This is a genomic window from Rhizobium tropici CIAT 899 (genome assembly GCF_000330885.1).
Taxonomy (GTDB): Bacteria; Pseudomonadota; Alphaproteobacteria; order Rhizobiales; family Rhizobiaceae; genus Rhizobium; species Rhizobium tropici.
Window position 1 is genome coordinate 174,824 of record NC_020060.1, and the last position, 24,459, is coordinate 199,282.

Consider the following 24,459-nt stretch of genomic DNA (forward strand, 5'->3'; position numbering starts at 1 on the left):
GAAATCGCGCTCGGCCCACGATAGCCGCGCAGCCCATGCAGGCGGCCTCCTCCACCCCTTCGCGTTCCTCGACTGCCGCTTGCGGCGGATCGATGACGCTCGCTCACAAGGAGCTTTCGATGAGCACCGATCCCTTTATCCTCGATATGTTTGGTAGCAGCGCATTGTCATCAGGACTTGGTCTTGGCGTCACTGCGTTCGGTGGTTTTGCCGCCAACGACGACGAGCCTAACCCGACGCCGCCCTCTCCTGCGCCGGCTGTGCCGGCGGCCAGCCGGCCGGTCCCGCGAAAGCAAGGGCAGGGCGCCAACTTCTATCTGGACAATGGCGACCGCGAGCTCGCCGCGACCTGGAAGGAGCGAGCACGCATCAATGTCGCGGCCATCCTCTCCGCCAACGAAATCGAGAAGTTGAACCTGCCGGCGACCCCGGGCGCGCAGGCGAGGCTGATCCGCTTCACTGGTTTCGGCGCCGGCGAGCTGGCAAACGGCATGTTCCGCCGGCCGGGAGAAGCCGACTTCCGCATAGGCTGGGACGATCTCGGAAACTCGCTGGAAACAGCTGTCAGCGAGGGGGAATACGCGTCGCTCGCCCGCTGCACGCAATATGCCCACTTCACCCCCGAATTCGTCATTCGGGCAATCTGGATGGGCATTCAACGTCTCGGCTGGCGCGGCGGTCGCATGCTGGAGCCGGGGATCGGAACAGGCCTGTTTCCGGCGCTGATGCCGAAACAGTATCGCCAACTGAGCTACGTCACCGGCATCGAGCTCGATCCGGTCACCGCCCGCATCGTCAAGTTGCTGCAGCCGAAGGCGCGCATCATCAACGGGGATTTCGCGCGCACCGACCTCAATGCGATCTACGATCTTGCCATCGGCAACCCGCCCTTCTCCGATCGGACGGTTCGCTCTGACCGGCAATATCGTTCGCTCGGTCTTCGGCTGCACGATTACTTCATCGCCCGATCGATCGATCTCCTGAAACCGGGCGCCATGGCCGCCTTCGTCACCAGCGCCGGCACGATGGACAAGGCCGATCGCACTGCCCGCGAGCATATTGCCAAGTCCGCCGACCTGATTGCCGCGATCCGACTGCCTGAAGGCAGTTTTCGGCGTGACGCCGGCACGGATGTCGTGGTCGACATCCTCTTCTTCCGCAAGCGCAAGGCAGGCGAGTCAGAAGGCGACCTTTCCTGGGTTGAATTGGCGGAAGTCCGGCCGGCTGTGGAGGACGAGGGGGCGATCCGCGTGAACAGGTGGTTCGCGCAGCATCCGGAGTTCGTGCTCGGCGATCATGCCCTGACCCCCGGCCCCTTCGGGGAGACCTATACGTGCCGGCCACGCGCCGGCGAGGAGCTCGACGCGGCGCTGACGGCAGCCGTCGCGCTTCTTCCGGAAGGCCTTTATGACGGTGAGCCGGCCACCATCGACATCGATCTGGAGGATGAGCTTGCCGAGATCGTCGATCTCAGTCCCGACAATGCCCATGTGCGCGAAGGCAGCTATTTAGTCGACGTCAGACATGGTCTCATGCAGGTCGTCGATGGCGCGCCTGTCGCGGTGCTGGTGCGCAAGGCACGCAGCGGCGAGGGAATTTCGGAAAAGCATGTCCGGATCATTCGCAAACTGATCCCGATCCGCGATGCCGTGCGCGAGGTCCTGAAAGCCCAGGAACTGGACCGGCCGTGGCGGGACTGCCAAGTGCGGCTGCGCATCGCCTGGTCGAACTTCGTGCGCGATTTCGGCCCAATCAACCACACCACGGTTTCGATCGTCGAGGATGAGACGACGGGGGAGGTTCGCGAGACCCATCGCCAGCCGAACCTTCTGCCATTTCGCGATGATCCGGACTGCTGGCTGGTCGCCTCCATCGAGGACTATGACCTCGAAACCGACACGGCCAGGCCCGGGCCGATTTTCTCAGAACGCGTCATCGCGCCCCCTTCCCCGCCCGTCATCACCTCCGCCGCCGACGCCTTGGCCGTGGTCCTCAACGAGCGCGGGCGCATCGACCTCGATCATATCGCCGAGCTCTTGCATTGCGACCTGGATGCGGTTCTCGATGCGCTCGGTGACGCCATCTTCCGCGATCCAACCGACGGCTCCTGGCAAACTTCGGACGCCTATCTTTCCGGCGCCGTGCGCACCAAACTTGCCGCCGCGGCAGCTGCGTCCGAGCTCGATGCCGCCTATGAGCGAAACGTCCGTGCGCTTCAGGCGGTGCAGCCCGCCGACCTTCGCCCGTCTGACATCACCGCCCGGCTAGGTGCCCCCTGGATTCCGGCGGCCGATATCGTCGACTTCGTCCACGAGACGATGGGCGCGGAGATCAGGATCCAACACATGCCGGAACTCGGCTCATGGACGGTCGAGGCGCGGCAACTCGGATGGACGGCGGCCGGCACATCCGAATGGGGCACCGACCGACGCCACGCCGGCGAGTTGGTTGCCGATGCGCTGAACAGCCGGGTGCCGCAGATCTTCGACGTGTTCAAGGATGCGGACGGCGAGCGGCGGGTGCTGAACGTCGTCGACACCGAAGCCGCCCGCGACAAGCTGCAGAAGATCAAGACGGCCTTCCAGAATTGGGTGTGGACCGACCCCGATCGCACCGACCGGCTGGCGCGGGTCTACAACGATCGCTTCAACAATATCGCGCCTCGAAAGTTTGACGGCTCGCATCTGAACCTTCCTGGCGCCTCCGGCGCCTTTGTTCTTTATGGGCACCAGAAGCGTGGCATCTGGCGCATCATCTCGTCGGGCTCGACCTATCTCGCCCACGCCGTCGGCGCCGGCAAGACGATGACGATGGCGGCCGCGATCATGGAACAGCGTCGGCTCGGGCTGATCGCCAAGGCAATGCTGGTTGTCCCGGGACATTGCCTGGCGCAGGCGGCGCGCGAATTCCTGGCGCTCTATCCCAACGCCCGCATTCTCGTCGCTGATGAGACCAACTTCACCAAGGACAAACGCGCTCGGTTCGTGTCGCGGGCGGCGACGGCGACCTGGGACGCGATCATCATCACCCATTCGGCATTCCGGTTCATCGCCGTGCCGTCGAGTTTCGAGCAACAGATGATCCAGGATGAGCTCGAGCTCTATGAGGAGCTGCTGACCAAGGTCGACAGTGAGGATCGCGTGTCGCGCAAGCGTCTCGAGCGGCTCAAGGAAGGGCTGAAGGAACGACTGGAGGCGTTGTCCACCCGCAAGGACGATCTGCTGACGATCTCCGAAATCGGCGCCGACCAGATCATCGTCGATGAGGCGCAGGAATTCCGCAAGCTCTCCTTCGCCACCAACATGTCGACCTTGAAAGGCATCGATCCGAATGGATCGCAGCGTGCCTGGGACCTCTACGTCAAGTCCCGCTTCATCGAGACGAAGAATCCCGGCCGGGCTCTGGTTCTCGCCTCCGGCACGCCGATCACCAACACGCTCGGAGAGATGTTCTCGGTCCAACGCCTGCTCGGGCACGCGGCGCTCGCCGAACGCGGCCTGCATGAATTCGACGCTTGGGCCTCGACCTTCGGTGATACGACGACGGAACTGGAGATCCAGCCATCAGGCAAATACAAGCCCGTCAGCCGCTTTGCCTCCTTTGTGAACGTGCCGGAGTTGATCGCGATGTTTCGGTCCTTCGCCGATGTGGTCATGCCGGAGGATCTTCGCGAATACGTCAAGGTGCCTGATATCTCGACCGGCCGCCGGCAGATCCTGACAGCCAAACCGACGCAGGCCTTCAAGAATTATCAGATGATCCTCGACGCCCGTATCAAGGCGATCGAGATGCGCGAGGGGCCGGCACAGCCCGGCGACGATATCCTGCTCTCCGTCATCACCGACGGTCGCCATGCTGCCATAGATCTTCGCCTGGTCGATGCGGACAACGACAACGAGCCGGACAACAAACTCAACCTGCTCGTTCAGAACGCCTTCCGCATCTGGCGGGAAACGTCGCAAAGCACGTTTGTGCGACCGGACGGCAAGCAGTTCGATCTGCCCGGGGCGGCGCAGATGATCTTTTCCGATCTCGGCACCATCAATGTCGAGAAGACGAGAGGCTTTTCCGCCTATCGATGGATCCGCGACGAACTCGTCCGGATGGGCGTTCCGCCCTCCGAAATCGCCTTCATGCAGGATTACAAGAAGAGCGAGGCGAAACAGCGTCTGTTCGCCGACGTGCGCGCTGGCAAGGTCCGCTTCCTCATCGGCTCTTCCGAAACCATGGGGACCGGCGTCAACGCCCAGCTTCGCCTCAAGGCGCTGCATCATCTGGACGTTCCCTGGCTGCCCTCGCAGATCGAACAGCGCGAGGGCCGGATCGTCCGCCAGGGCAATCAGCATGACGAGGTCGATATCTTCGCCTATGCCACCCAGGGCTCGCTCGACGCTGCTATGTGGCAGAACAACGAGCGCAAGGCCCGCTTCATTGCCGCGGCACTTTCAGGCGATACTTCGATTCGCCGCTTGGAAGACCTCGGCGAAGGAGCCGCCAACCAGTTCGCCATGGCCAAGGCGATCGCGAGCGGTGACGAACGGCTAATGCAGAAGGCGGGGCTCGAGGCCGACATTGCCCGGCTCGAACGGTTGCGCGCCGCTCATGATGACGATCAGTATGCCGTGCGCCGGCAGATCCGTGATGCCGAGCGCGACATCGAGGTTTCGATCCGGCGTATCGGCGAGATTGCCAGGGACATCGAACAGCTCATTCCGACTGCTGGCGATGCCTTCGTGATGGTGGTCAAGGGCGAGACCTATGAGGAGCGTAAGCTTGCCGGCCGGGCGCTGATGAAGGAAATCCTGACCCTCGTCCAGCTTCAACAGGAGGGTGATGTCGCCATTGCTTCGATCGGCGGCTTCGATGTGATCTATTCCGGCGAGCGGTTCGGTAAGGGTGACGGCTATCACTACGCCACCCTCCTCCAGCGTACCGGCGCCACCCAGGAGGTCGATCTTGCCGTCACCGTGACGCCGATCGGCGCGATCTCGCGGCTGGAGCACGCGCTTGCAGGCTTTGATGATGAACAGGCGCGGTATCGGCATCGACTGCATGAAGCCGAGCGGCGTCTTGGCGCCTATCGCTCGCGCGAAGGCGGCGTATTCGCATTTGCAGATGAGCTTACCGACAAGCGGCGGCAGCTTCGAGACGTTGAGGAGGAATTGGCGACTCCGGCGCGCGAGGAAGCGGCCGTCAGGCCAGAGGCAGCTTGACCATCGGCCGATTGCGGTCTTTTGGATGCGGTGCAGCATGTGCATAGCTGCATTGCACAATAAATGACTTCCGTCTGCTCAAATAATGTTCATACTGCACGCAGCTGATGCACATGACGGCCTCTCCTCCCAGTGCCGCCGCAGCAGCTGTTCCCCTCTGGAGGTTTATTGACCTTCACACTTCAAGGGCCGCGGTTTCCACTGGCCCATTTTTTTATTTTCCATCTTATCAAAATCGACGTCCAGTCGCGTGCAAGCCGCCGCTTCTGCCGCCGACACGAGAAGGTAGCAAGGGAGAAAGGAAGGAAGGAAGGAAGAGGAACCGTCGCAGAGCAGTTCGCCGGTCGCCGCTTCCGCTCAACCGCCGCCTCCGCATCCCGGCCACTCGCCTTCGCAGGGCTGTCAGCCCCGCTCGTCCTTCGCGGCAGCAATGCTCGGCCGCAGTTGCACCCGGCCGCCCGCTCCGCGGTCCGGGAGATGTCTTCGGAAAAATGAAGACGCGAGAAGGACAGGCAGAAGGGCCGTGTCCAAATCCCCGAGAAGGAGCATCCCATGCAACTCATGAAGGTCGATCCGCGTGCGCTGAAGGACAACCCCGACAACACGCGTCAGTCGAAGTCGACGCCGCAGGCCGACGCCCTGCTTCTGGCGACCATCAAGGCTGTAGGCGTTATCCAGCCGCCCGTCATTTTCCCGGAAGCCGGTGGCAACGGCTACGTCATTGAAGCGGGTCACCGGCGCACACGCATGGCGGTCGCCGCCGGTCTCGAGGAAATCGACGTGATCGTCGTCGAGGCGGCCAACGACAATGGCGCCATGCGCTCGATGATCGAGAACATCGCGCGTGAGCCGTTGAACCCCGTCGACCAATGGCGCGGCATCGAGCGGCTGGTCGCGCTTGGTTGGACCGAGGAGGCGATCGCCGTAGCGCTTGCCCTCCCCGTCCGCCAGATCCGCAAGCTCCGTCTGCTCGCCAACGTTCTGCCTTCGATGCTCGACCAGATGGCGAAGGGAGACATGCCGAACGAGCAGCAGCTGAGGACGATCGCCGCTGCCTCGTCCGAGGAGCAGAAAGAGGTCTGGAAAGCCCACAAGCCGAAGAAGGGCGATACGGCAGCCTGGTGGCAGATCGCCAACGGGCTGTCGAAAACCCGCATGTACGCTCGCGATGCAAGCTTCGGCGATGATCTTCGCCTGGCCTACGGTATCGAGTGGTCCGAGGACCTGTTCGGCCCGGCCGATCAGGACAATCGCTACACCACAAATGTCGAGGCGTTCCTCGGCGCCCAGCAGGAGTGGATGGCAAGCAACCTGCCGAAGAAGGGTGCGATCGTCGAGGTCAACAATTGGGGCCAGCCGGACCTGCCGAAGAAGGCCGAACGCGTCTACGGCAAGCCAGGCAAAGGCGATTGCACCGCAATGTACCTCGATCGCGAGGGCAAGGTGCAGAGCGTTCACTACCGGATGCCGGAGGTCAGGAAGTCCGCCGGCCAGACCGGCACCGCGGCCGATGGGACGGAGGAGGCCAACGACGAGGCGGCGGTCGCCGGAAAGACAAGGCCCGACGTCACGCAGAAGGGCTTCGACATGATCGGTGATTTCCGGACCGATGCGCTGCATGAGGCGCTGGCCCGCGCGCCGATCGAGGACGACATGTTGATGGCTCTCCTGGTCATGGCCTTTGCCGGCACCAATGTCCGGGTCGATTCCGGCGCCAACGACACCATGTTCGGACTGAGGCGGTTCCAACGTCATGCCGCGCGCCTCTATTCCGCCGATGGCAGGCTGTCGGTCGATATGGACAGCGTGCGTGTCGCCGCCCGTTCGGTCCTCATCGACGTGCTTTCTTGCCGCCGTGGTATGTCGAACAGCGGCGTCGTCTCGAGGATCGCCGGCGAGGCGATCGGCGCCGAAGGCTTCCTACCGAATATGGGAACAGAGGACTTCCTTCTGTGCCTGTCGCGCCAGGCCCTGGAGACTGCGGCAAAGGAGGCCAACCTCCAGCCCCGGGCGCGGGTCCGCGAAACCCGCGCAGCCCTCGTCGACCACTTCACATCGACTGAGGCAACCTTCGTCCATCCGGCGGCGCTGTTTGCGCCTGACCCGAAGGACATCGCCGATCTCCTGAAACATCGCGATTGCTTCGACGAGGAGAATGCCCCGGTCGAAGAGGCGATCGGCGATATCGGCGGCGATGCGCAGCCGGACGCTCGCAACGACGCCGACGCTTCAGACGCACAGGATCTGGATCACGGGGATCCTGACGCTGATGCGGTGACGACAAATGATGACCCCTCCAGCGACGAGGAAACCGCCTACGCGATCGCGGCGGAATAGCAGACCCTCTTCTCCGCATGAACCTCCGCCGCCGGCCGCCCCGGCGGCGGTTTCGTTTCCACCACCATCAAAACTCAAAGGAGGATGCGCAAATGTCCGCGTCTCTGATCTATGACCTCGCCCCTGTTGGTTCCATCGTCGCCTGGTCGGATGGCACTCCCCGACCGCCCGAGCGTTTCAGCAAGAAGCTCGCCGCCTGGAAGACCCGGAACAGTCAGGGCCGGCTGGTCCGCAAGGAGGGCGAGCGCAGCCTCGGCGCCACGAGCCTGTCGCCCAATTTTACGCTTCACGAGGGCGATCTCGGCGCAAGTGGCGTGATCGCCATCCGCATCCACCGCACCTTCTCGCTCGAGAGCACGCTGACATTCAAAGTGATCGAGCGGCCGCCGCTCGGATCGGTTCGCGTTTTCGATCGCGCCGGCGCCAATGCCGAGCTCGTGCATCTCGCCGTTGATCGGCACGCGGCCGAGGAATGGCTCACCCAGCACGGCTATCCTCATGCCGTTCTCGACGAGGTGACTGAGGATGAGATTGCTGCCGATCACATGGAAGGGAGGGCTGCGGCATGAACCCGGCACACACGCCCCAAATAGAGGCCTCCACCCCTGAAGATTTAGGGGTGGAATTCGCCAGAGCCGCCGACGACATGGCTGTCGCGCGGATCGGCGATCTCGTCTTCGCAATGGTTCCTGCCGGTGGCGGGCAATATTTGCTCGCCAGTGCATGGCGGGTGTCGCGGCCGCTTGCCGCGCTGAAGCGCGATGATTTCTATTCCCACCATGGCGCGGTCGCCGACGAAGCGGCGTTTCGCGACCGTATGATCGAACAGGCGGAACGCAGCCGCGAGTTGGGTTTGCTTTCCCGACAGAGCGTGCGAATGACCTGCAGCACGCCTTGGGGTGCGTCGCAGAGCGCCACCGTCTACGCCGACGGCATCGTCTCCCACACAACGGCTGGCCATGGCGGCTTCCAACTCTCCTCTGCTCGCAACGCCAGGGTCCATCCGATGCTGAGGGCAGACGGCGGCTGGTACGAGGAGGATGCCGCGTGGGCGGTCGTCGCCCTGACCTTTCCGGACCTGTTCACGGCCTACGAACGCAAGTGCTCGGACAAGACGATCCGCGACAGTTGGCCGGATGTCTGGGAGGCGATCTCCGGTCGCCCCCTTGCACCCGGCGAGTGCTACGAGAAGGATGCCCGAGCCTTCGCGCGGCAGCACGCTGGCGACTGGATCGTCATCTCGGCGCTACGGTCAGACCATAACGCCGGCATGACCGAGGTGATCGCCACGATCGGCGGCAAGCGCGGCGAGCGCGTGAAAGAGCGTCGCTTCCTGGTGCCGAGCGATGAGTATGCAATCGGCCGCTTCGGCTTTGTCATCGATGAGGCGAGGCATGCCGTCTATGACGGACCCTCCAGCTTCGCCGGTTGGCGTGGGAGGGCGTCGTAATGGCCAGTTCCGAACGACAGGCCGGCTCGCTTGCCAGAATGGAAGCGGCGCGGCGAAAGACACAGCACCAGCTCGCTCTCATCGAGCGGCAGATTACGCGCCGCATGACAGCGCTCATTCCGCAGCTTGGCCGACGTCAGGCTGGCTTTCGCCGGGGCAAGCCGCCGGAGCCGGGGCGCCTTCCTCGAACGCTACCGCGCGAACCTGGCAGCTCTGACGGCCGAGCGCCAGCCCGAGCTCGACGCGCTTACCCGAAAACTTGCCCGGCAGGACGCGGCAATCACGGCATTTCGGGTGCGAGTAGAATCCGATCCACCCGTCGCAACCGCCCGGAGAGCGTCGCCATGAGCACGATCGGAGAACTGGAGCGAAAAGCCGGTATCGGCACATCGCCAGCCGAGAGAACCGCATTCTGGCGCCAGTTCCATCACCTCGAGGGCGAAGCCTGCGTCAACGCGGGGGTTGCGGAACTCAGGCGCCTGATCGCGGCCAGGGAAGCAGTGTCCGAGGCCTCGCCAAAGACGCGTGTTGCCCGTTTTCGCCATGAAGTAATGCCGCCCCTGACGGCGGATCAGCAAGCGGCGCTTCAGGCTTATGCCGCCAAGCATGGCCGCCGCTGGAAATCGATCCTCAGCAATGCGTGGATGGGCGGTCCGCCGCATGATGACGGCGGTCTGCTGCGGGGCCTTCGCAACTCGCACGGTCCGAGCTGGCTGCAATCCTACCGGTTGCCCAAGCCGCCCGAGCGGTAGGGGAGCATTCACGCCCGCGTGGGGAAGACGGAGTTTGCGGGGGAGCCTCCAGTTTCGTTTCGAGGACGTCGTCTCCCTCTCCACGCCGGCTTGCCCTTCGGTTTTGCTGCGGTCTGAACCGGCGGCCGTGCGCTTCAAGGCCGCTGTCGCGCCGCGGTGCGGCCGGACCCCGCCGTCCTTCTCGGAGCAGGCTCGCGTGCTCCGTCGAGGGCAGCTTGCCCTCTTCGCACGCAAACCGGCTCCGCTCGTCCAGGTGGGGCCGGACCCTGAAGCGCCCGTCTTTCCGCCGGTTCGGGCTGACCGCACCGAAGGGCAAGCCGGCATGGGCCGCAGCCGCTTCGGACGACCTCGAAAGGAAACGACCATGGCCAAGCCCGCATCCTCTCCTCGCCAATCCCCACGCGTCGTGCAACTTCGCAAGGGCGCCACCGTCGAAATGGTCCGGCTCACCTGCCCCGACGCCAGCCAGGCGCTGAAGATCGCCGAGAGTTTCGGGACCGCCGTCATCGACAGCGACGGCATCCGCGACCTGCATGAGCGCCTGATCATCGAGACAGCCGATGCGCTCGGCGATGGCCTTGGCGACAAGGCCATGCAGATCCACCTGCAGCGGATCGTCGGCGCCTATGTCGGTTCTGCCCATGGCGCCGGCCAGTTCTACAGCCGCGCCGTCACCGAAGCGCGCGATGCCACGGCCAAGGCCGCGAACGATGCCCGTGACGAGGACCTCGACGGCCCCGTCGGCTATGACAGCGCCGCCCAGCGTAAGCGGGAGTTTGCCGCCGACATGGGCATACAGGCCCATTCGCTCAGAATGGCAGCCGAAGGTGCCGTCGCTGCCTATGCCCAGGTCATCGGCGAGACCTGGAAGCCTTTCGACCGGCCGGTCGAGCAGCCGGGCACGTCGCTCAGCCGCAAGGCGGCCGAAGCGCAAATCTCAGCCTTCGATTAGATAGCTCGGGCGGGGCTCCGCCCGGCTTTTCAGTCGACACAAGAACGGCCGGTTCCATGGCGGGACCGGCTTTTTTCGTGTCGCGGAGGCGGAAACGAGCAAAATGAAATGAAGCCGATGGCGCGCGCAGCGCAGCCCGTTCCGTTCGTCGGGTCTGCAGGAGCCGCCGGCGGACGCAACGGCCTTGCCGTCCTCCACTTTGTTGCGGCCGTTCCGGTGCATCCGCCGACTGACCTGCTCCTGCCTTCGACCCTCCGCAACGGGCCGCGACGGGCGCGGCCTCGAAACGGAGGTTTTGATATGAGCACGACAGAAAATCAGAGGGGCGATCTTTATACCCGCATCACCGATAAGATCATCGAAGATCTTGCGAAGGGCGTGCGGCCCTGGATGAAACCATGGAATGCGGCGAACACGGCAGGCCGCATTACCCGGCCGCTGCGTTACAACGGGCAACCCTATTCTGGCGTCAACGTACTGCTTTTATGGTCGGAGGGCATCGCACGGGGTTATACGTCATCCACATGGATGACGTTCAAGCAGTCCCTTGAACTGGGCGCCGCGGTGCGCAAAGGCGAGACCGGCACGACCGTCGTCTTCGCCAGCCGGTTCACCAAGTCCGAAACCGACGGGAACGGCGGCGAAGTCGAGCGGGAAATCCCCTTCCTGAAGGCGTATAGCGTGTTCAACATCGAGCAGATCGACGGACTTCCCGACCACTACAATCATCAGCGGCCCGCACCGGTTCCAGATCCGGTCCAGCGCATCGAGCATGCCGATTGGTTCTTCCGCAACACCGGCGCTTCCATTCGCCACGGCGGCAACCAGGCCTTCTTCTCGCCGGCCGCCGACCTCATTCAGATGCCGCTGTTCGAGAGCTTCAAGGACGCTGCAAGCTACTATGCAACCCTCAGTCACGAGGTCACCCATTGGACCGCGCCGGACCACCGTGTCGGTCGCGACCTCAGCCGCTACGCCAAGGACAAGAGCGAGCGTGCGCGCGAGGAATTGATTGCCGAGCTCGGCAGTTGCTTCCTTTGCGCCGACCTCGGCATTGTTCCCGAACTCGACCCACGACCCGATCACGCGTCCTATCTTGACTCCTGGCTCAAGGTCCTGACCGACGACAGACGGGCGATCTTCCAGGCGGCAGCGCATGCGCAACGGGCCGTAACGTTCCTGCATTCGCTGCAGCCCGACTCAGCCGACGAGCGCCTTGCTGCGTAACGACTTGTCAGCGCCGGTCGTTGGTCTCGCCAGCGACCGGCAACTCTCGGTCGTCAGCCGCGGTGGGCGCGTCACGATCAGTTGCAAGGTCCAGTTTGCCCCAGATCGAGGTTTTCCGGGCAATCGGCTTGAGCTTCCGGGACGGCTTGATTTCGACGATAAACGGTTTTGTCTGCTGACGCATAAATCCTCCCGGCGACGAATCGCAAGGCGCGACGATAGCGCGGAGGATGGGCAATGCAACGCCCTACGCTCGGGGGTTCAGCGAGGCTTGGGTCTGGCATGTGGACAGGACAGCGGAGCGATGGTTGTAACGGTCGGACGGGCATTCGTGGATTGGCAGCCATTGCCATATCCCTTCGACTACTGCACCAGGCCACGACCTTCGCGGGCTCGATGAGGCATGTCTGATCGAAGACCGGCTTCACCTCGATCGTCTTCCCGCAACGGCCTTGCGAAACTTTCTTCCCCTGAGCGCGATGCGCTCATTCCTCGCGAAGCAACAAAGCTTCTCCTGGCCGCCCTCCATTTCATTCCGGCCTTTCAGGTGCGGTCCGATCGTCCCCGATCCTTGCGACAGCCATCGAGGCCGCGATGGGCGCGGCCCGAAACAGCAAAGGAATACGACAATGGCAACCATCGGCACCTTCACCACCTCCGAAACCGGCTTCAACGGCTCGATCCGCACGCTCGCCCTCAACGTCAAGGCCCGCATCGCCCGCATCGAAAACCCCTCCGACAAGGGCCCGCACTTCCGCATCTACGCAGGCAATGTCGAGCTGGGCGCGGCCTGGCAGAAGCGCTCGGAGCAGGACCGCGACTACCTCTCGGTCAAGCTCGACGATCCGAGCTTCCCCGCCCCGATCTACGCAACGCTCACCGAGGTCGAAGGCGAGGACGGCTACCAGCTGATCTGGTCCCGCCCCAACCGGGACTGAGACCCGGACAAGGCCCCGCCGAAAGGCGGGGTCAAAACCGGTGACAGAGACAAGCCTGCGGCAGGCATCGAGCCTGCCGCCGGCTTTTTCGGTGCGATACGGACAGGGACAATTGTCTGCTCAGATCGGGGTATCGTGTCGGGAGAAAATGTCGGCGTCGAAGGACGCGCGGTTCCCCCCAATTTTGCCTCCGCTTCGTACCTGCGCTCCAACAAAATCGGCTCCCCCACGCGCCGGCTCCGCCGGTCGCTGCCGCGCTCCTTGACCCCGTCATCTCCTCCCGCCCCGCGGTCTCGTCTTTCACGAACTCAAGGAGATTAGACGATGACGATCGAACAGCACATCGAAGAACTGCGGGCTGAACTGAGGAACGCCTGCGATGCCGCCGAGCGCCGCCAGATCGAGGCCGAGCTTGAACTCGCCCAGGCTGATCTGGCCGTGACGCTTGCCGAACAGGAGGGTGCGATCGTGGCCGAGCCGCCTTTTTGAGGCGGCTCTTTCTACGGCACGTGTGCCGGTTTGCCGGATTGACCGGCTTATCGGCTGTCGGGGGTTTCACCCCTCGACACTCGCGCCGGCTCCCGCCGGATACGGTCGCGGCCCCTTCTGGCCCGCGGGTCTCTTCTCTCTCTGACGTCCCATTTTACTCCAGCAAATCCGGCGTCAAGAACGGCGCGGTCTCCCCCAATTTTTCCGTCGCTGCGCTACCCGAAAAATCGGCTCCCCCGCTTGCAAGTCGCGTTCCGCGCTCCTTGACCCCTCTTTGCCACGGAGTGGCCGATCTCCGTCATCAAGATGAAGGAGATCACATCATGACCACGGATCAGAACCTTATGCTCCACACGAAGCTTTCCGGTTTCCGGCTCGTCGTGCTTGCAAACCGCTTCGGCTGCGATACCACGTTTTCACGAGCGCTTCATGACCGCCTGATCGAAGGGCTCGATGCGGCTCACGCTCGCCTCCGCACCATCATGGCATTGGAACGGAGCGTTCTTGCCGGCGACGACGACTATGCCGCCTATCGGCTCGCAGGCGAGAACGAGATGTTCGAGCGTTTCACCATCAACTTGCAGGATGAGCTCGAGATCGATTTCGACACGCACGAATACCGCATCAACGGTGGCGGTTGGACCAATGCTTTGTCGGCGGATTGCGACGGCGTCGATATCGATTATCCAAGGCTGGTCGCGATGTGCGAGACCGAACTGGGTTCCTTGGCAGCGATCGTCAGGGATATCCGCCAGGAAACAGGCATCGTCATTCATGCGGCCCGTGTCGTCTACACAACGTACGAAAGCTCCTGAGGCGGCTTTTGCGATTTCCGCGGACGGCGAGAGCGGCTGCGTGAGGGCATTGGCAAGCTTTCGATAGCAGCGAGCGCGACCAGTTCAACGTCTCCTTGTCGACAAGCTGTCATCTCTCATCGGGGATATTGCAGCCCGTCCGTCCGGCCGCAACCTGGCGCCGCCGGAATTTTCCCCGCCGCATTCTGCGGCTCCTCGCGCGTCAAAATTCAGGCGCCGCCAGATCCTCCACATCCGTTTCGGCCTTGCAAGGTGCAACCCTGCTTCCCGGTCTGCTGTCGATCCCCGCAATGACGCAATCGACAAGGAGATCCATCATGCAACAGCTCGCTCAATTCCTCGCCGCCACCGGCCGCCAACTCCGCGCCCTCGGCAAGGTGATCAGCCACTTCTTCCGCAAGGGCAAGCTCGCACTGAAGCTTGCGATCAAGATCCCGTTCTTCGTTGACATCGAAGTGTCGTTCGAGACCGATTGGAACCTGCGCCGATGAGGCGCCTTACGGCCCGCTTCGGCGGGCCGTTCTCATTGTGCCACTGAGGCGCGCGGACGATAGCCGCGCTTGCGCTTTCGTCGGAGCAGATCGAGGAACAGGTCTACAGCTTCCTCTTCCCGACCGAAATGATGGATCATCATCTGTCCCTTGCTTCCGATGCGGCCCCATTTGCGCAGGAGACAGACGTCCCCGAACAGGTTCGGCTCGATTGACATGGCATAATAGCGCGCCATGTTCTTCGCTACATCGGTGCGTTCGACATAAAGATGGTAGGGTTGCGCGATCATGAGGGTAGAATCGCCGATCCCGGGAAACGCGTCCAACGACACTTATGAATCGGTCGGCGCTGATCGATTCACGACGGTGATGATAAGCGAGGGGACGAGACAGGCTTGGTGCGAGACGCCTTCGGCGCACGGCTCTACTCGCTCACGCTCCCCGAACCCGCCGGGCGGTTTCGGCCATCCGGCAACGATCCTCTCGCGGGTCCTCAGCCGCACCATCCATGTCTGGCACCGTCCCAGCGCCTGGCGAGGCCCTCATCGACAAGTCTGTCCCCGATCGAGTGCCCGGATCGTGTTACGGTCCGGAGCTTGCGACCATACTTGTCTTCATCGCGCAAGCCAGCGGAAAGCGAGAAGTTGCCGGCATTCAGCAGCGCCAGCAGGCGTGCCTTCGCCGCCTCGCCCTTGATGCGTTCCGCTTCGCAGCGCGGCGGGCTGAGTTCCGGCGTGTCGATATCCGCGATGCGGATTTTCTGGCCCTCGAACCAGAAGGTATCGCCGTCGACGACGCAGTTCATGCGCGCGCTCTCGCCGCAAAACGCAAACGCGGCCGCCAATCTATCTGCCGCCGGCGTTCTGGCCAAAGCGAGTACGCCAGAGAGATCGCCGCCGCCGAAGGCAAACCAGCCTCCAGCAGCAACAATGATGGCTGAGATCAACGCCATCAGCGATGTGCGCGGACCTTTCTGTCCGGACTGGGGTGACTTTCCCCGCAGGCGATATCGATCATTCCTACTGCCGGACTTCCGCGGCCTTCTTAACGGAACCACATTCGATTTCGCCACTTGCCCGTCCTCTTCTGTTTGCCTCAAGCTATCTCGGACCTGGTTTCATCTGCGTTTACGGCCCGACCTGAAGTCGGGCCGGCAGGATGGTGTGCGCAGGCGGGGCGCAGTCGGTCCCGCCTCCCCTTCGGGCCACCATGTTGAGGCTCCTGCGGCTGCGCTGTTTCCCGCCCCTCGCACGACGAGAATTCCGGAAATCCCGCCCGTTGGGCGGCCGCTATGCTGATTTCTCCGATACTCTTCATTATGCTCGATCGGCCTTGCTCGTTGCACTGCGCGCCGGCTCGATCGGATGCGCGTCGGGCCTGCCTTTGAGCTGGTGAAACTTGTTCGTCCCGACGCACCTCTTCATATCCTCTCGCCGGAACCAGATGGCACGGCCGCATCTCAGCGGTGCGTTCCCCGCCGTGAAGACGATCTGCTCGTCGGCACGCATGCGCAGGACCTCATGAGGCTGGATCAGAGGTCTGGCGGCCAGTTGCTTCGATCGTGTGCGAGACGATCCGCTCGCCTGAGAACTGCGGCTGACCTGGTCGATCTCGACCGTCGTCATGCCGCAACGGCGCGAGATGTAATCGGCGGTTTCGGGATCGTTGATGGCGGCAAAGGAAATCCAGCTCGCGCTTTCGAACCATTTGCTTGCCGCGTCGCGACCGCCATAGGTCTCGCGCATCTGGCCGATCGACTGGTAGATCATGAGGAGCGTGATGCCGTATTTCCGACCGGCGTCGCGGGCTGTCTCAAGGATGCGCATGTAGCCGAGGCGCGCGACCTCATCGAGGAGAAAGAGAGTCCTGCCCTCCATTTGCCCATTGCGATTATAAATCGCGTTCAGGAACGAGCCGATGATGACGCGCGCCAGGCCCGAATGCGTTTCCAGCGTCTTGAGATCGACATTGATGAAGATGTCGGTCTTTCCCTCTCCAAGATCTTGCGTCGTAAAGCTCGTACCCGAGACCAGGGCGGCGTAGTTCGGATAGGACAACCAATGTGTTTCCTTGACCGCGTTGGCGTAGACGCCGGAAAAGGTCTCGGGCGTCATGTTGACGAAAGCCGCGACATTTTCCTTCACGAAGTCCGAGTCTGAGTTGTCGTAGATCGACTGCAGCCGCTCCCGCAGTTTCGGCTCCGGCTCGGAGAGGTTCTTGCGCACCTGCCGAAGCGTCTGGTCGTTCTCCGGCGTGTGGCCGGAGAGGCAAACATCGGCAATCAGCGCTGTCAGCAGCTGCAAGGCCGAGGCGCGGAAGAAATCATCACGAACGCCGCGCGCGCCGCCGCTATCGCTCATGATCCAGGAGGCGACCGAGGCGATATCCTCCTCTTTCGTTCCGCCGAACCGGCCGATCCAGTCGAGCGCGTTGAAGCCGATCTCCGAGCGCTTCGGATCGAGGACAAAGACATCTCGGTCGGCGTCGCCACGGTGCTTCGACACCATCGGAGCGACCTCATTCGACGGGTCGAGGACGACGAGCGCCCCGCCCCATTTGAGCGCCGTCGGGATCGTGACCGATGTCGTCTTGAAGCCGCCGGAGCCGGCGAAGACGATGCCGTGCGACGAGCCGAACGAGCCGTCGATGCAGMGCAGTGGTGAGGTCCCGCCTGCTCCCCACGTCTCGGCGCTGTCGGCGCGAAACGCGTATGCCGCGACGCTGTCCCTATCGACCCGGTAGCGCTCGCCGATGACCATGCCGCCATCCGCGTCAAACAGCTTTTCGGCTTGCGACAGCTTCATCCAGTCGGCCTCGCCGTGCAGAGCCCGCTTGCCGTAAATGCGTTTCGGCTCGGACCTGGCGAAAGCGGCGTTGCCGGCGATCGCCACCCGCATGCCGAACAACACGGACATCAGCACGGCGGCCGCGCCGATCGTCGTTGCGGGATCGAGATAGTTCAGGATCGACTTGCCGGCCGGCACCTCGCCCCGGAACGCGGAGAGCCGTATCGTCTCACGCAGGATCGCGACGACGAGCGTGGCGATCGCGCCCGTGAAAACGCCCCAACCGGCTGACCTGATCCTTGCCGAGCCGGCGCTCGCAAACAGGAAGACGATGCCGGCGAGGGAGGCGACGACATAGGGTAGAGCGATGCCCGTCCGGCCGAGCATCTGTTTTGCGGCATCACTCTTGCCGAAGGCGGAAAGCCAGTGTTCGACCCCCGCCATGCCGATCGCCGTCAGCATCATCAATGCGCAGGGTGCGACGTATAGAAGGATCCTATTCATCGCTCTCTCCGAACGCCGCAGCACCAATCGCAGTGAGCCGAACGCGCTCCTGCTGGTCTTGCTTCAGGCGGCCAGCGGCATCGATGAGGAGCCCGAGCAGCAGCGCCCGCTTCTCGTAACGCAGCCCGGCCTTGACGATGAGGCCGCCAAGCTCGATCTTTTCCCGCGTGTCCTTCTTGCGGGCGTCGGATGTTGCCGTGCGCGCCATCCGCTCAAGCCTCAGCAGTCCCGCCCGCAGTCGCGCCAGCCGCGTCCTGCGTGGACGATGCGCTGCTTTCGCCGGCGTTACCCCCCTTCTTCCCTCCGGTCGCCGCGACCTTTCCTCCGCGAAACCGCTTCGCCAGGTCCTCGAAGGCTGCCTGCAGCTCTGGCTCATCGACGTCGATCTCGCCGAGGCCTGCCTTGAGCGCGATCCTGCCGATGCGCTCGGCCTCCCGGGTCTCGGCCGTCTTGAGTTGCTCTTGGAGCCTGGCGATCTCGTCGCGGATTTTCGAGGATGGCTTCTTCATGGGCTGACGTCTCCTGGGTGAGAAAGCTTGGTCTTGCGAGGCCAGTCTTTCCGATCGAGGTGCGGAACGCACTAGGCGGATCATGCAATCGCCAAGGCGCAAGCTTTGGGGAATGATCCCGGCCGTTCCGGAGGAGCGGATCCGAAGGGCGCAATTATACGTCGCTGTCGCGACGCCCTGCTTTAGGGCTCTGGCGGGGCCGGGGCTCTTGGACCGAACCCATTGATATTGTTCGCAACCGGGAAAGAATTCCGCCGTGGCCGTCCCCCATTTCTCCGTCAGCGTCGTCGCCCGCGGCTCCGGCCGCAGCGCGGTTCTGTCGGCGGCCTACCGCCACTGCGCCAAGATGGAGTATGAGCGCGAGGCGCGGACGATCGACTACACCCGCAAGCAGGGCTTGCTCCACGAAGAGTTCGTCATCCCTGCCGATGCGCCGGAATGGCTGCGCTCGATGATTGCGGACCGATCGGTTTCCGGCGCCTCCGAAGCCTTCTGGAACATGGTCGAAGATTTCGAGAAGCGCTCCGACGCGCAGCTCGCCAAGGATGTCACGATTGCTTTGCCGCTCGAACTGACGCCCGAGCAAAATATCGCGCTGGTGCGGGATTTCGTCGAGCAGCACATCACGGCGAAGGGCATGGTGGCGGACTGGGTCTATCACGACGCACCGGGCAATCCGCATGTCCATCTGATGACCACCTTGCGGCCGCTGACCGCGGACGGTTTTGGCGCCAAGAAGATCGCGGTAACAGGACCGGACGGTAATCCGATCCGCAACGACGCCGGCAAGATCGTCTATGAACTCTGGGCGGGGAGCATCGACGATTTCAATGCATTTCGCGACGGCTGGTTTGCCTGCCAGAACCGGCACCTGGCGCTTGCGGGTCTCGACATCCGCGTCGATGGGCGCTCCTTCGAGAAGCAGGGAATTGACCTGGAACCGACCATCCATCTCGGCGTCGGCACGAAGGCGATCGAACGAAAATCCGATGCTGCGTCCGAGCCGGTCGAGCTCGAACGCCTCGATCTGCAGGAGGCGAGGCGGAGCGAAAACGTCAGGCGGATCGACAGGAATCCTGAGCTCGTCCTTGCCCTGATCATGCGCGAGAAGAGCGTCTTTGACGAGCGCGACGTCGCAAAGATCCTGCACCGCTATGTCGATGACGCGGCGTTATTCCAAAGCCTGATGGTCCGGATCCTGCTCTGCCCCGAAACCTTCCGCATCGAGCGCGAAGGGATCGACCTTGCCAGCGGCATCCGAGTGCCGGCCAAATACACGACGCGCGAGATGATCCGGCTCGAAGCCGAGATGGCCAATCGAGCGGTCTGGCTTTCCCAGCGGTCGTCGCATGGTGTTCGCGACGTCGTGCTGGCGGCGACATTCGAGCGCCATGAGCGTCTTTCGGACGAGCAGAAAACGGCGATCGAACATGTGGCGGGACCTGAGCGGATCGCGGCTGTGATCGGCCGCGCCGGCGCCGGCAAGACGACGATGATGAGGGCGGCGCGTGAGGCCTGGGAAGCGGCCGGCTATCACGTCGTCGGCGGCGCACTTGCCGGCAAGGCGGCCGAGGGCCTGGAGAAGGAAGCGGGCATCATCTCGCGCACGCTTGCGTCATGGGAGCTGCGCTGGAACCAAGGCCGCGATCAGCTCGATAGCAAGACGGTTTTCGTTCTCGACGAGGCCGGCATGGTGTCATCTCGGCAGATGGCGCTGTTCGTCGAAGCGGTGACGAAGGCTGGCGCCAAGCTCGTTCTCGTCGGCGATCCCGAGCAGCTTCAACCGATCGAGGCAGGTGCCGCCTTTCGCGCCATTGCCGATCGCATCGGCTATGCCGAACTCGAAACCATCTATCGCCAGCGCCAGCAATGGATGCGTGACGCCTCGCTTGATCTTGCACGCGGCAAGGTCGGCAAGGCGGTCGACGCCTATCGCGCCAATGGCAGGGTCATCGGGTCGGATCTCAAAGCCGACGCCGTCGACAACCTCATCGCTGCCTGGGACCGCGATTACAATCCGGCGAAGACGTCGCTCATCCTCGCTCATCTGCGCCGTGACGTTCACATGCTCAACCAGATGGCGCGCATCAAACTCATCGAACGCGGGGTTCTCGATCAGGGAACCATGTTCAAGACCGCCGACGGCGAACGCAACTTCGCCGTCGGTGACCAGATCGTGTTCCTGAAGAACGAGGGATCGCTGGGCGTCAAGAACGGCATGCTGGCCAAGGTCATGGAGGTTGGAGCGGGACGCATCATCGCGCGGATCGGCGATGGGGAGAATGCCCGCCAGGTGCTGGTCGAACAGCGCTTCTACAACAACCTCGATCACGGCTATGCCACGACGATCCACAAGAGCCAGGGTGCGACGGTCGACCAGGTCAAGGTGCTCGCTTCCCTTTCGCTCGACCGCCATCTCACCTATGTCGCGATGACCCGGCATCGCGAGGATCTGGCCGTCTATTACGGCCGCAGATCCTTCGCGAAGAACGGCGGGTTGATCCCGATCCTGTCGCGAAGGAATGCGAAGGAAACGACGCTCGATTACGAGAAGAGCGCCTTTTACCGCGAGGCGCTTCGGTTTGCAGAAGCCCGCGGTCTCAATCTCGCCAATGTCGCCCGCACCCTGGTTCGCGACCGGCTGGAATGGGTCGTCGGTCAGAAGCAAAAACTTGCCAAACTCGGTGTCCGCCTTGCGGCCATCGCCGGCAAGCTCGGGCTTGTCCGCGTCGCCGCGCAGTCCCCAACCCAAAACAGAACCAAGGAGGCAAAGCCGATGGTCTCGGGCATCACAACCTTCGCCAAATCGGTCGAGCAGGCGATCGAGGACAAGGTCGCTGCCGATCCAGGATTGAAGAAGCAATGGGAGGAGGTCTCGACCCGCTTCCACCTCGTCTACGCCCAGCCGGAAAGTGCGTTCAAAGCCGTCAACGTCGACGCGATACTGAAGGACGAGACCGCTCAGAAATCCACATTGGCCAAGCTCCGGACGGAGCCCGAACACTTCGGCGCGCTGAAGGGCAAGACCGGGATACTCGCCAGCCGCTCCGACAGAGAGGAGCGGGAAAAGGCGCAAACGAATGCGCCGGCGCTGGCCCGCAACCTTGAGCGCTATCTGCGCCAGCGGGCGGAGGCGGAACGGAAGTTCGAGGTCGAAGAACGCGCTGTCCGTCTGAAGGTCTCGATCGATATTCCCGCGCTGTCGCAAAGTGCCAAGCAGACCCTCGAGCGCGTTCGCGATGCGATCGACCGCAACGACCTGCCCGCCGGCCTCGACTATGCGCTCGCCGACAAAATGGTGAAGGCGGAACTGGAGGGTTTCGCCAAGGCGGTATCGGAGCGGTTCGGCGAGCGAACGTTCCTGTCGCTTACTGCAAAGGACCCCAATGGACAGACCTTCAATGCCGTCACGTCGGGAATGACGGCTGGACAGAAGGCCGAGGTGCAATCGGCGTGGAATATGATGCGGACGGTGCAGCAGCTCGCCGCGCATGAGCGCACGACCGAGGCGCTGAAACACGCGGAGACAATGCGTCAGACGAAGAGCCAGGGGCTCTCGCTCAAATGAAAACAGCCGTGTTTGCGTTCGGTACGCGAGCCGCTCAAAGGACCCGTGCAGTCGTGCTCTTGGCCCTGGCGATATCCATCGTTGGCGGCGGAGTTGCTGCTGCAGTCGTCGGCGGTTTACGCATCAACTTGACGCCGAGCGAGCCCCTCGGCCTCTGGCGTATCGTGGCGCTCGATCGCCCGGCAGCTCGCGGGGATCTGGTTTTCATTTGCCCTCCGCAAACGGTGGCGATGGTGCAGGCGAGAGAGCGTGGTTATCTCCGGTCCGGAACCTGCCCAGGCGGCGTTGCGCCGCTCATCAAGACCGTCGTCGCAGTCGCTGGGCAGCATGTCGAAATCGGCGCCGGCGTGACGATCGATGGGCGCCCGATCGCTTTTTCCGAATTGGTTGAACGGGACGGCAATGGCCGGGCGATGACGCCGTTTCCCGGCGGCGTCGTGCCTGACGAAAGCGTCTTTCTCCATTCGCCGTTCAGGAGCTCCTATGACTCCCGCTATTTCGGCCCCCTGCCCGCGTCCGGAATCCTCGGCCTGGCGCAACCGGTGCTCACCTATGCGCCGTGAGCAGCTCCAGCCAATAGTATTGATTGCTGTTTCAGTCGTCGCCGGGACGGTGGGATGGAGTGGCCACGTCCTGCTTCTTCCGGCCGCGTTCACGTTTCCGGTTCTCTGGGCGCTGGCGCGAACGAGACTGACCGCCGCGGTTGTCTCTGCCGGCTATTTCCTCGCTGCGTCACGCGGTCTGCCACAGGGTGTTGCCAACTTCTATTCGTCGGACCTCTGGCCTGGATTATTGCTCTGGCTTTGTGCGTCCACCGGCTTCGTCATCGTGCACACCGTCCTCTGGACGAAGAGGAAGGGTGTTCGTCCGTGTCACTATCTCCTGGCAGGCTTGCTCATGGCCATTCCGCCATTCGGCATCCCCGGCTGGGCTCATCCGATCACTGCCGCGGGCGTACTGTTTCCAGGGTGGGGATGGTGGGGACTGGTTGCCGCGACAGCCGGCCTCATGGGCCTCGTAACCCGCATGTGGCCAGCTGTCGCGATTGTCCTGGCAGGCTTTTGGATCTGGTCCGCCGCAACCTGGGACGAACCGAAACTAGCTGAATCGTGGCAGGGGGTCGACCTTGAAATGGGCGCATCGCTGGGCCGTGACGCCAGCTTTGAGCGTCACCGTGATTTGATTGTCACGGTGAAGGATCGGGTGCTGGGCGGCGCACGCACCATTATTCTTCCCGAAAGCTCCCTGGGCTTCTGGACGCCGACCGTCGGACGGTTCTGGGTGCGAGCTTTGAGAGAAACTGACGCCATCGTCATCGCCGGCGCTGCCGTCATCGATGCGGGCGGATACGATAATGTTCTGGTCGCGATCTCCGGCGACGGCGCGCGGATCGTCTATCGCGAGCGCATGCCCGTTCCAGGTTCGATGTGGCAGCCGTGGCGCGCGTTGCTCGGTCAGAGCGGCGGTGCGCGGGCGCATTTTTTCGAAAATCCGGTTGCGACTGCCGCTGGCCATCGGATAGCGCCGCTGATCTGCTACGAGCAACTGATCGTCTGGCCGGTCCTGCACTCCATGCTCGAGGATCCTGATCTCATCGTCGCGGTCGGCAATGGCTGGTGGACGCAAGGGACATCCATCGTCGCCATTCAGCGCGCCAGCGTCAAAGCCTGGGCACGGCTCTTTGCCAAGCCAATTGTTTTTTCCTTCAACACCTGATTGCCCAAGGAGACGTCATGCTCGACGCGGCCCTCATTCAGAAATGCGCCGACCCTTCTTTGAAACCTGCGATCGTCGAACAGTTCGTGACTGCTGCGGGCTCGAACGATCCATTGTCCGTCACCGTCAAATCCGGTGGTCGCTTGATCCTCAATCCCAAGGCGACGTCCCCTGACGAGGCGATGGCGATCGTGCGGCAGTATGTCGGCCAGGCGGTGGTTCGCGTCGGCCTGACCCAGTTTCCCGCCGGCGTCGGGATCAAGGATGTCGCCGATCTGAAGCCCGATCTCGTCGACCCTTGCGAAAACCTACGCAAGGGAACGGCGATGTTCGCTAAGGTGCTCAGGATCGTTGCCAGGTGGTACGGCAATCCGAAGAGCCATGAAGTTTTCCCGCAAATCTTTGAGGACGCTGTCTATGCCTGGAAGACCGGAGAGTTCGAGGGCACGAACGTGTTTCGGGCCGAAGATCCGGGTGCCGCTGCGCCTATCGAGCAAGCGTTGCCAGATGAAGCCAATCCGACGGAAGGCGCCAATGCGACGGATTTAGCGACGCAAGGACCGGAAAAAGAAGAGGGTGTCGGATCTGCGGAAATGCGGATCGACCTGTCGAGGATTGGGGGAAAATGATCCTACTGACGCTGGACATGTTCAAGGCAGCAGTCGCTCGAACGGTCGCTTTCTGCGTCTATTCGCTCTTGCTCCGTGTCGGT

General features: G+C 63.0%; 21 protein-coding genes and 1 pseudogene. 16 read left to right on the top strand and 6 right to left on the bottom strand.

What is annotated here, in order from left to right:
* Positions 1 to 119: 119 nt before the first annotated feature.
* The 8 genes and pseudogenes from RTCIAT899_RS19455 (at position 120) to RTCIAT899_RS19485 (ending at position 11,931) form a co-directional block, all read left to right on the top strand.
* The gene (locus tag RTCIAT899_RS19455) at positions 120 to 5,213 is read left to right on the top strand and encodes a DEAD/DEAH box helicase family protein (RefSeq protein ID WP_041678072.1); all 5,094 of its coding nucleotides are present in this window, start codon (positions 120 to 122) and stop codon (positions 5,211 to 5,213) included.
* Positions 5,214 to 5,765: 552 nt separating this feature from the next.
* Positions 5,766 to 7,550 (top strand): ParB/RepB/Spo0J family partition protein, encoded by a 1,785-nt coding sequence (locus tag RTCIAT899_RS19460; protein ID WP_015341931.1) that lies wholly within the window; start codon positions 5,766 to 5,768, stop codon positions 7,548 to 7,550.
* Between the two features lie 92 nt (positions 7,551 to 7,642).
* On the top strand, positions 7,643 to 8,119 hold the full coding sequence (locus tag RTCIAT899_RS19465; RefSeq protein WP_015341932.1) for a hypothetical protein: 477 nt from the start codon (positions 7,643 to 7,645) through the stop codon (positions 8,117 to 8,119).
* On the top strand, positions 8,116 to 9,000 hold the full coding sequence (locus tag RTCIAT899_RS19470; protein ID WP_015341933.1) for a DUF7007 domain-containing protein: 885 nt from the start codon (positions 8,116 to 8,118) through the stop codon (positions 8,998 to 9,000). Before RTCIAT899_RS19465 ends, RTCIAT899_RS19470 begins: the two co-directional genes overlap by 4 nt.
* Before the next feature lie 38 nt (positions 9,001 to 9,038).
* Positions 9,039 to 9,348, top strand: a pseudogene (locus RTCIAT899_RS34105) (hypothetical protein).
* Entirely contained in the window at positions 9,345 to 9,752 is a 408-nt protein-coding gene (locus tag RTCIAT899_RS33950; protein WP_028753475.1) for a hypothetical protein, read from the top strand. The pseudogene RTCIAT899_RS34105 and the gene RTCIAT899_RS33950 overlap by 4 nt, the downstream one beginning before the upstream one ends.
* A gap of 364 nt (positions 9,753 to 10,116) precedes the next feature.
* Positions 10,117 to 10,704, top strand: a complete 588-nt coding sequence (locus tag RTCIAT899_RS34490; RefSeq protein ID WP_028753474.1) for a hypothetical protein — start codon at positions 10,117 to 10,119, stop codon at positions 10,702 to 10,704.
* A gap of 300 nt (positions 10,705 to 11,004) precedes the next feature.
* Positions 11,005 to 11,931 carry an ArdC family protein gene (locus tag RTCIAT899_RS19485; protein ID WP_015341936.1) on the top strand — a complete coding sequence of 309 codons (927 nt, stop codon included), beginning with the start codon at positions 11,005 to 11,007 and terminating at the stop codon, positions 11,929 to 11,931.
* 7 nt (positions 11,932 to 11,938) lie between these two features.
* On the opposite strand, the gene RTCIAT899_RS33955 is transcribed toward RTCIAT899_RS19485, so the two are convergent.
* Entirely contained in the window at positions 11,939 to 12,115 is a 177-nt protein-coding gene (locus RTCIAT899_RS33955; protein WP_015341937.1) for a hypothetical protein, read from the bottom strand.
* Positions 12,116 to 12,560: 445 nt separating this feature from the next.
* On the opposite strand from RTCIAT899_RS33955, the gene RTCIAT899_RS19490 reads away from it, so the two are divergent.
* The 4 genes from RTCIAT899_RS19490 (at position 12,561) to RTCIAT899_RS33840 (ending at position 14,664) form a co-directional block, all read left to right on the top strand.
* The gene (locus RTCIAT899_RS19490) at positions 12,561 to 12,869 is read left to right on the top strand and encodes a DUF736 domain-containing protein (protein WP_015341939.1); all 309 of its coding nucleotides are present in this window, start codon (positions 12,561 to 12,563) and stop codon (positions 12,867 to 12,869) included.
* 324 nt (positions 12,870 to 13,193) lie between these two features.
* Positions 13,194 to 13,358, top strand: coding sequence for a hypothetical protein (locus RTCIAT899_RS33835; RefSeq protein ID WP_015341940.1), 165 nt, complete (start codon positions 13,194 to 13,196; stop codon positions 13,356 to 13,358).
* A 323-nt stretch (positions 13,359 to 13,681) separates the two neighbouring features.
* Complete coding sequence (locus RTCIAT899_RS19495) at positions 13,682 to 14,173, top strand: hypothetical protein (protein WP_015341941.1); 492 nt, start codon at positions 13,682 to 13,684, stop codon at positions 14,171 to 14,173.
* A gap of 317 nt (positions 14,174 to 14,490) precedes the next feature.
* A complete protein-coding gene (locus tag RTCIAT899_RS33840; RefSeq protein ID WP_167540210.1) occupies positions 14,491 to 14,664 on the top strand; it encodes a hypothetical protein in 174 nt (57 codons plus the stop codon).
* 32 nt (positions 14,665 to 14,696) lie between these two features.
* On the opposite strand, the gene RTCIAT899_RS19505 is transcribed toward RTCIAT899_RS33840, so the two are convergent.
* From RTCIAT899_RS19505 to traC, 5 genes are all read right to left on the bottom strand, one after another.
* Entirely contained in the window at positions 14,697 to 14,954 is a 258-nt protein-coding gene (locus RTCIAT899_RS19505; RefSeq protein WP_015341943.1) for a WGR domain-containing protein, read from the bottom strand.
* A 203-nt stretch (positions 14,955 to 15,157) separates the two neighbouring features.
* Entirely contained in the window at positions 15,158 to 15,616 is a 459-nt protein-coding gene (locus RTCIAT899_RS19510; protein ID WP_210273583.1) for a thermonuclease family protein, read from the bottom strand.
* A 364-nt stretch (positions 15,617 to 15,980) separates the two neighbouring features.
* Positions 15,981 to 17,954 (bottom strand): Ti-type conjugative transfer system protein TraG, encoded by a 1,974-nt coding sequence (gene traG / locus RTCIAT899_RS19515; RefSeq protein WP_015341945.1) that lies wholly within the window; start codon positions 17,952 to 17,954, stop codon positions 15,981 to 15,983.
* Positions 17,947 to 18,162, bottom strand: coding sequence for a type IV conjugative transfer system coupling protein TraD (gene traD / locus RTCIAT899_RS19520; protein WP_013984766.1), 216 nt, complete (start codon positions 18,160 to 18,162; stop codon positions 17,947 to 17,949). Before traD ends, traG begins: the two co-directional genes overlap by 8 nt.
* Positions 18,163 to 18,166: 4 nt before the next feature.
* Positions 18,167 to 18,463, bottom strand: coding sequence for a conjugal transfer protein TraC (gene traC, locus RTCIAT899_RS19525; RefSeq protein WP_015341946.1), 297 nt, complete (start codon positions 18,461 to 18,463; stop codon positions 18,167 to 18,169).
* A gap of 256 nt (positions 18,464 to 18,719) precedes the next feature.
* On the opposite strand from traC, the gene traA reads away from it, so the two are divergent.
* Genes traA through RTCIAT899_RS19545 form a run of 4 tightly spaced genes read left to right on the top strand, consistent with a single transcriptional unit; the run spans position 18,720 to position 24,376 of the window.
* Positions 18,720 to 22,031, top strand: coding sequence for a Ti-type conjugative transfer relaxase TraA (traA, locus tag RTCIAT899_RS19530; protein WP_015341947.1), 3,312 nt, complete (start codon positions 18,720 to 18,722; stop codon positions 22,029 to 22,031).
* Positions 22,028 to 22,594 (top strand): conjugative transfer signal peptidase TraF, encoded by a 567-nt coding sequence (gene traF / locus RTCIAT899_RS19535; protein ID WP_081598417.1) that lies wholly within the window; start codon positions 22,028 to 22,030, stop codon positions 22,592 to 22,594. The genes traA and traF overlap by 4 nt, the downstream gene beginning before the upstream one ends.
* On the top strand, positions 22,584 to 23,747 hold the full coding sequence (locus RTCIAT899_RS19540; RefSeq protein ID WP_015341949.1) for a conjugal transfer protein TraB: 1,164 nt from the start codon (positions 22,584 to 22,586) through the stop codon (positions 23,745 to 23,747). Before traF ends, RTCIAT899_RS19540 begins: the two co-directional genes overlap by 11 nt.
* 17 nt (positions 23,748 to 23,764) lie before the next feature.
* Positions 23,765 to 24,376 (top strand): TraH family protein, encoded by a 612-nt coding sequence (locus RTCIAT899_RS19545; protein WP_015341950.1) that lies wholly within the window; start codon positions 23,765 to 23,767, stop codon positions 24,374 to 24,376.
* The last annotated feature ends 83 nt before the right edge of the window (positions 24,377 to 24,459 follow it).

Excerpts from the sequence above, each read along its gene's own strand:
- RTCIAT899_RS19455 (WP_041678072.1), top strand. The coding sequence starts at position 120 with ATGAGCACCGATCCCTTTATCCTCGATATGTTTGGTAGCAGCGCATTG.
- RTCIAT899_RS19460 (WP_015341931.1), top strand. The coding sequence starts at position 5,766 with ATGCAACTCATGAAGGTCGATCCGCGTGCGCTGAAGGACAACCCCGAC.
- RTCIAT899_RS19465 (WP_015341932.1), top strand. The coding sequence starts at position 7,643 with ATGTCCGCGTCTCTGATCTATGACCTCGCCCCTGTTGGTTCCATCGTC.
- RTCIAT899_RS19470 (WP_015341933.1), top strand. The coding sequence starts at position 8,116 with ATGAACCCGGCACACACGCCCCAAATAGAGGCCTCCACCCCTGAAGAT.
- RTCIAT899_RS33950 (WP_028753475.1), top strand. The coding sequence starts at position 9,345 with ATGAGCACGATCGGAGAACTGGAGCGAAAAGCCGGTATCGGCACATCG.
- RTCIAT899_RS34490 (WP_028753474.1), top strand. The coding sequence starts at position 10,117 with ATGGCCAAGCCCGCATCCTCTCCTCGCCAATCCCCACGCGTCGTGCAA.
- RTCIAT899_RS19485 (WP_015341936.1), top strand. The coding sequence starts at position 11,005 with ATGAGCACGACAGAAAATCAGAGGGGCGATCTTTATACCCGCATCACC.
- RTCIAT899_RS33955 (WP_015341937.1), bottom strand. The coding sequence starts at position 12,115 with ATGCGTCAGCAGACAAAACCGTTTATCGTCGAAATCAAGCCGTCCCGG.
- RTCIAT899_RS19490 (WP_015341939.1), top strand. The coding sequence starts at position 12,561 with ATGGCAACCATCGGCACCTTCACCACCTCCGAAACCGGCTTCAACGGC.
- RTCIAT899_RS33835 (WP_015341940.1), top strand. The coding sequence starts at position 13,194 with ATGACGATCGAACAGCACATCGAAGAACTGCGGGCTGAACTGAGGAAC.
- RTCIAT899_RS19495 (WP_015341941.1), top strand. The coding sequence starts at position 13,682 with ATGACCACGGATCAGAACCTTATGCTCCACACGAAGCTTTCCGGTTTC.
- RTCIAT899_RS33840 (WP_167540210.1), top strand. The coding sequence starts at position 14,491 with ATGCAACAGCTCGCTCAATTCCTCGCCGCCACCGGCCGCCAACTCCGC.
- RTCIAT899_RS19505 (WP_015341943.1), bottom strand. The coding sequence starts at position 14,954 with ATGATCGCGCAACCCTACCATCTTTATGTCGAACGCACCGATGTAGCG.
- RTCIAT899_RS19510 (WP_210273583.1), bottom strand. The coding sequence starts at position 15,616 with ATGGCGTTGATCTCAGCCATCATTGTTGCTGCTGGAGGCTGGTTTGCC.
- traD (WP_013984766.1), bottom strand. The coding sequence starts at position 18,162 with ATGGCGCGCACGGCAACATCCGACGCCCGCAAGAAGGACACGCGGGAA.
- traC (WP_015341946.1), bottom strand. The coding sequence starts at position 18,463 with ATGAAGAAGCCATCCTCGAAAATCCGCGACGAGATCGCCAGGCTCCAA.
- traF (WP_081598417.1), top strand. The coding sequence starts at position 22,028 with ATGAAAACAGCCGTGTTTGCGTTCGGTACGCGAGCCGCTCAAAGGACC.
- RTCIAT899_RS19540 (WP_015341949.1), top strand. The coding sequence starts at position 22,584 with ATGCGCCGTGAGCAGCTCCAGCCAATAGTATTGATTGCTGTTTCAGTC.
- RTCIAT899_RS19545 (WP_015341950.1), top strand. The coding sequence starts at position 23,765 with ATGCTCGACGCGGCCCTCATTCAGAAATGCGCCGACCCTTCTTTGAAA.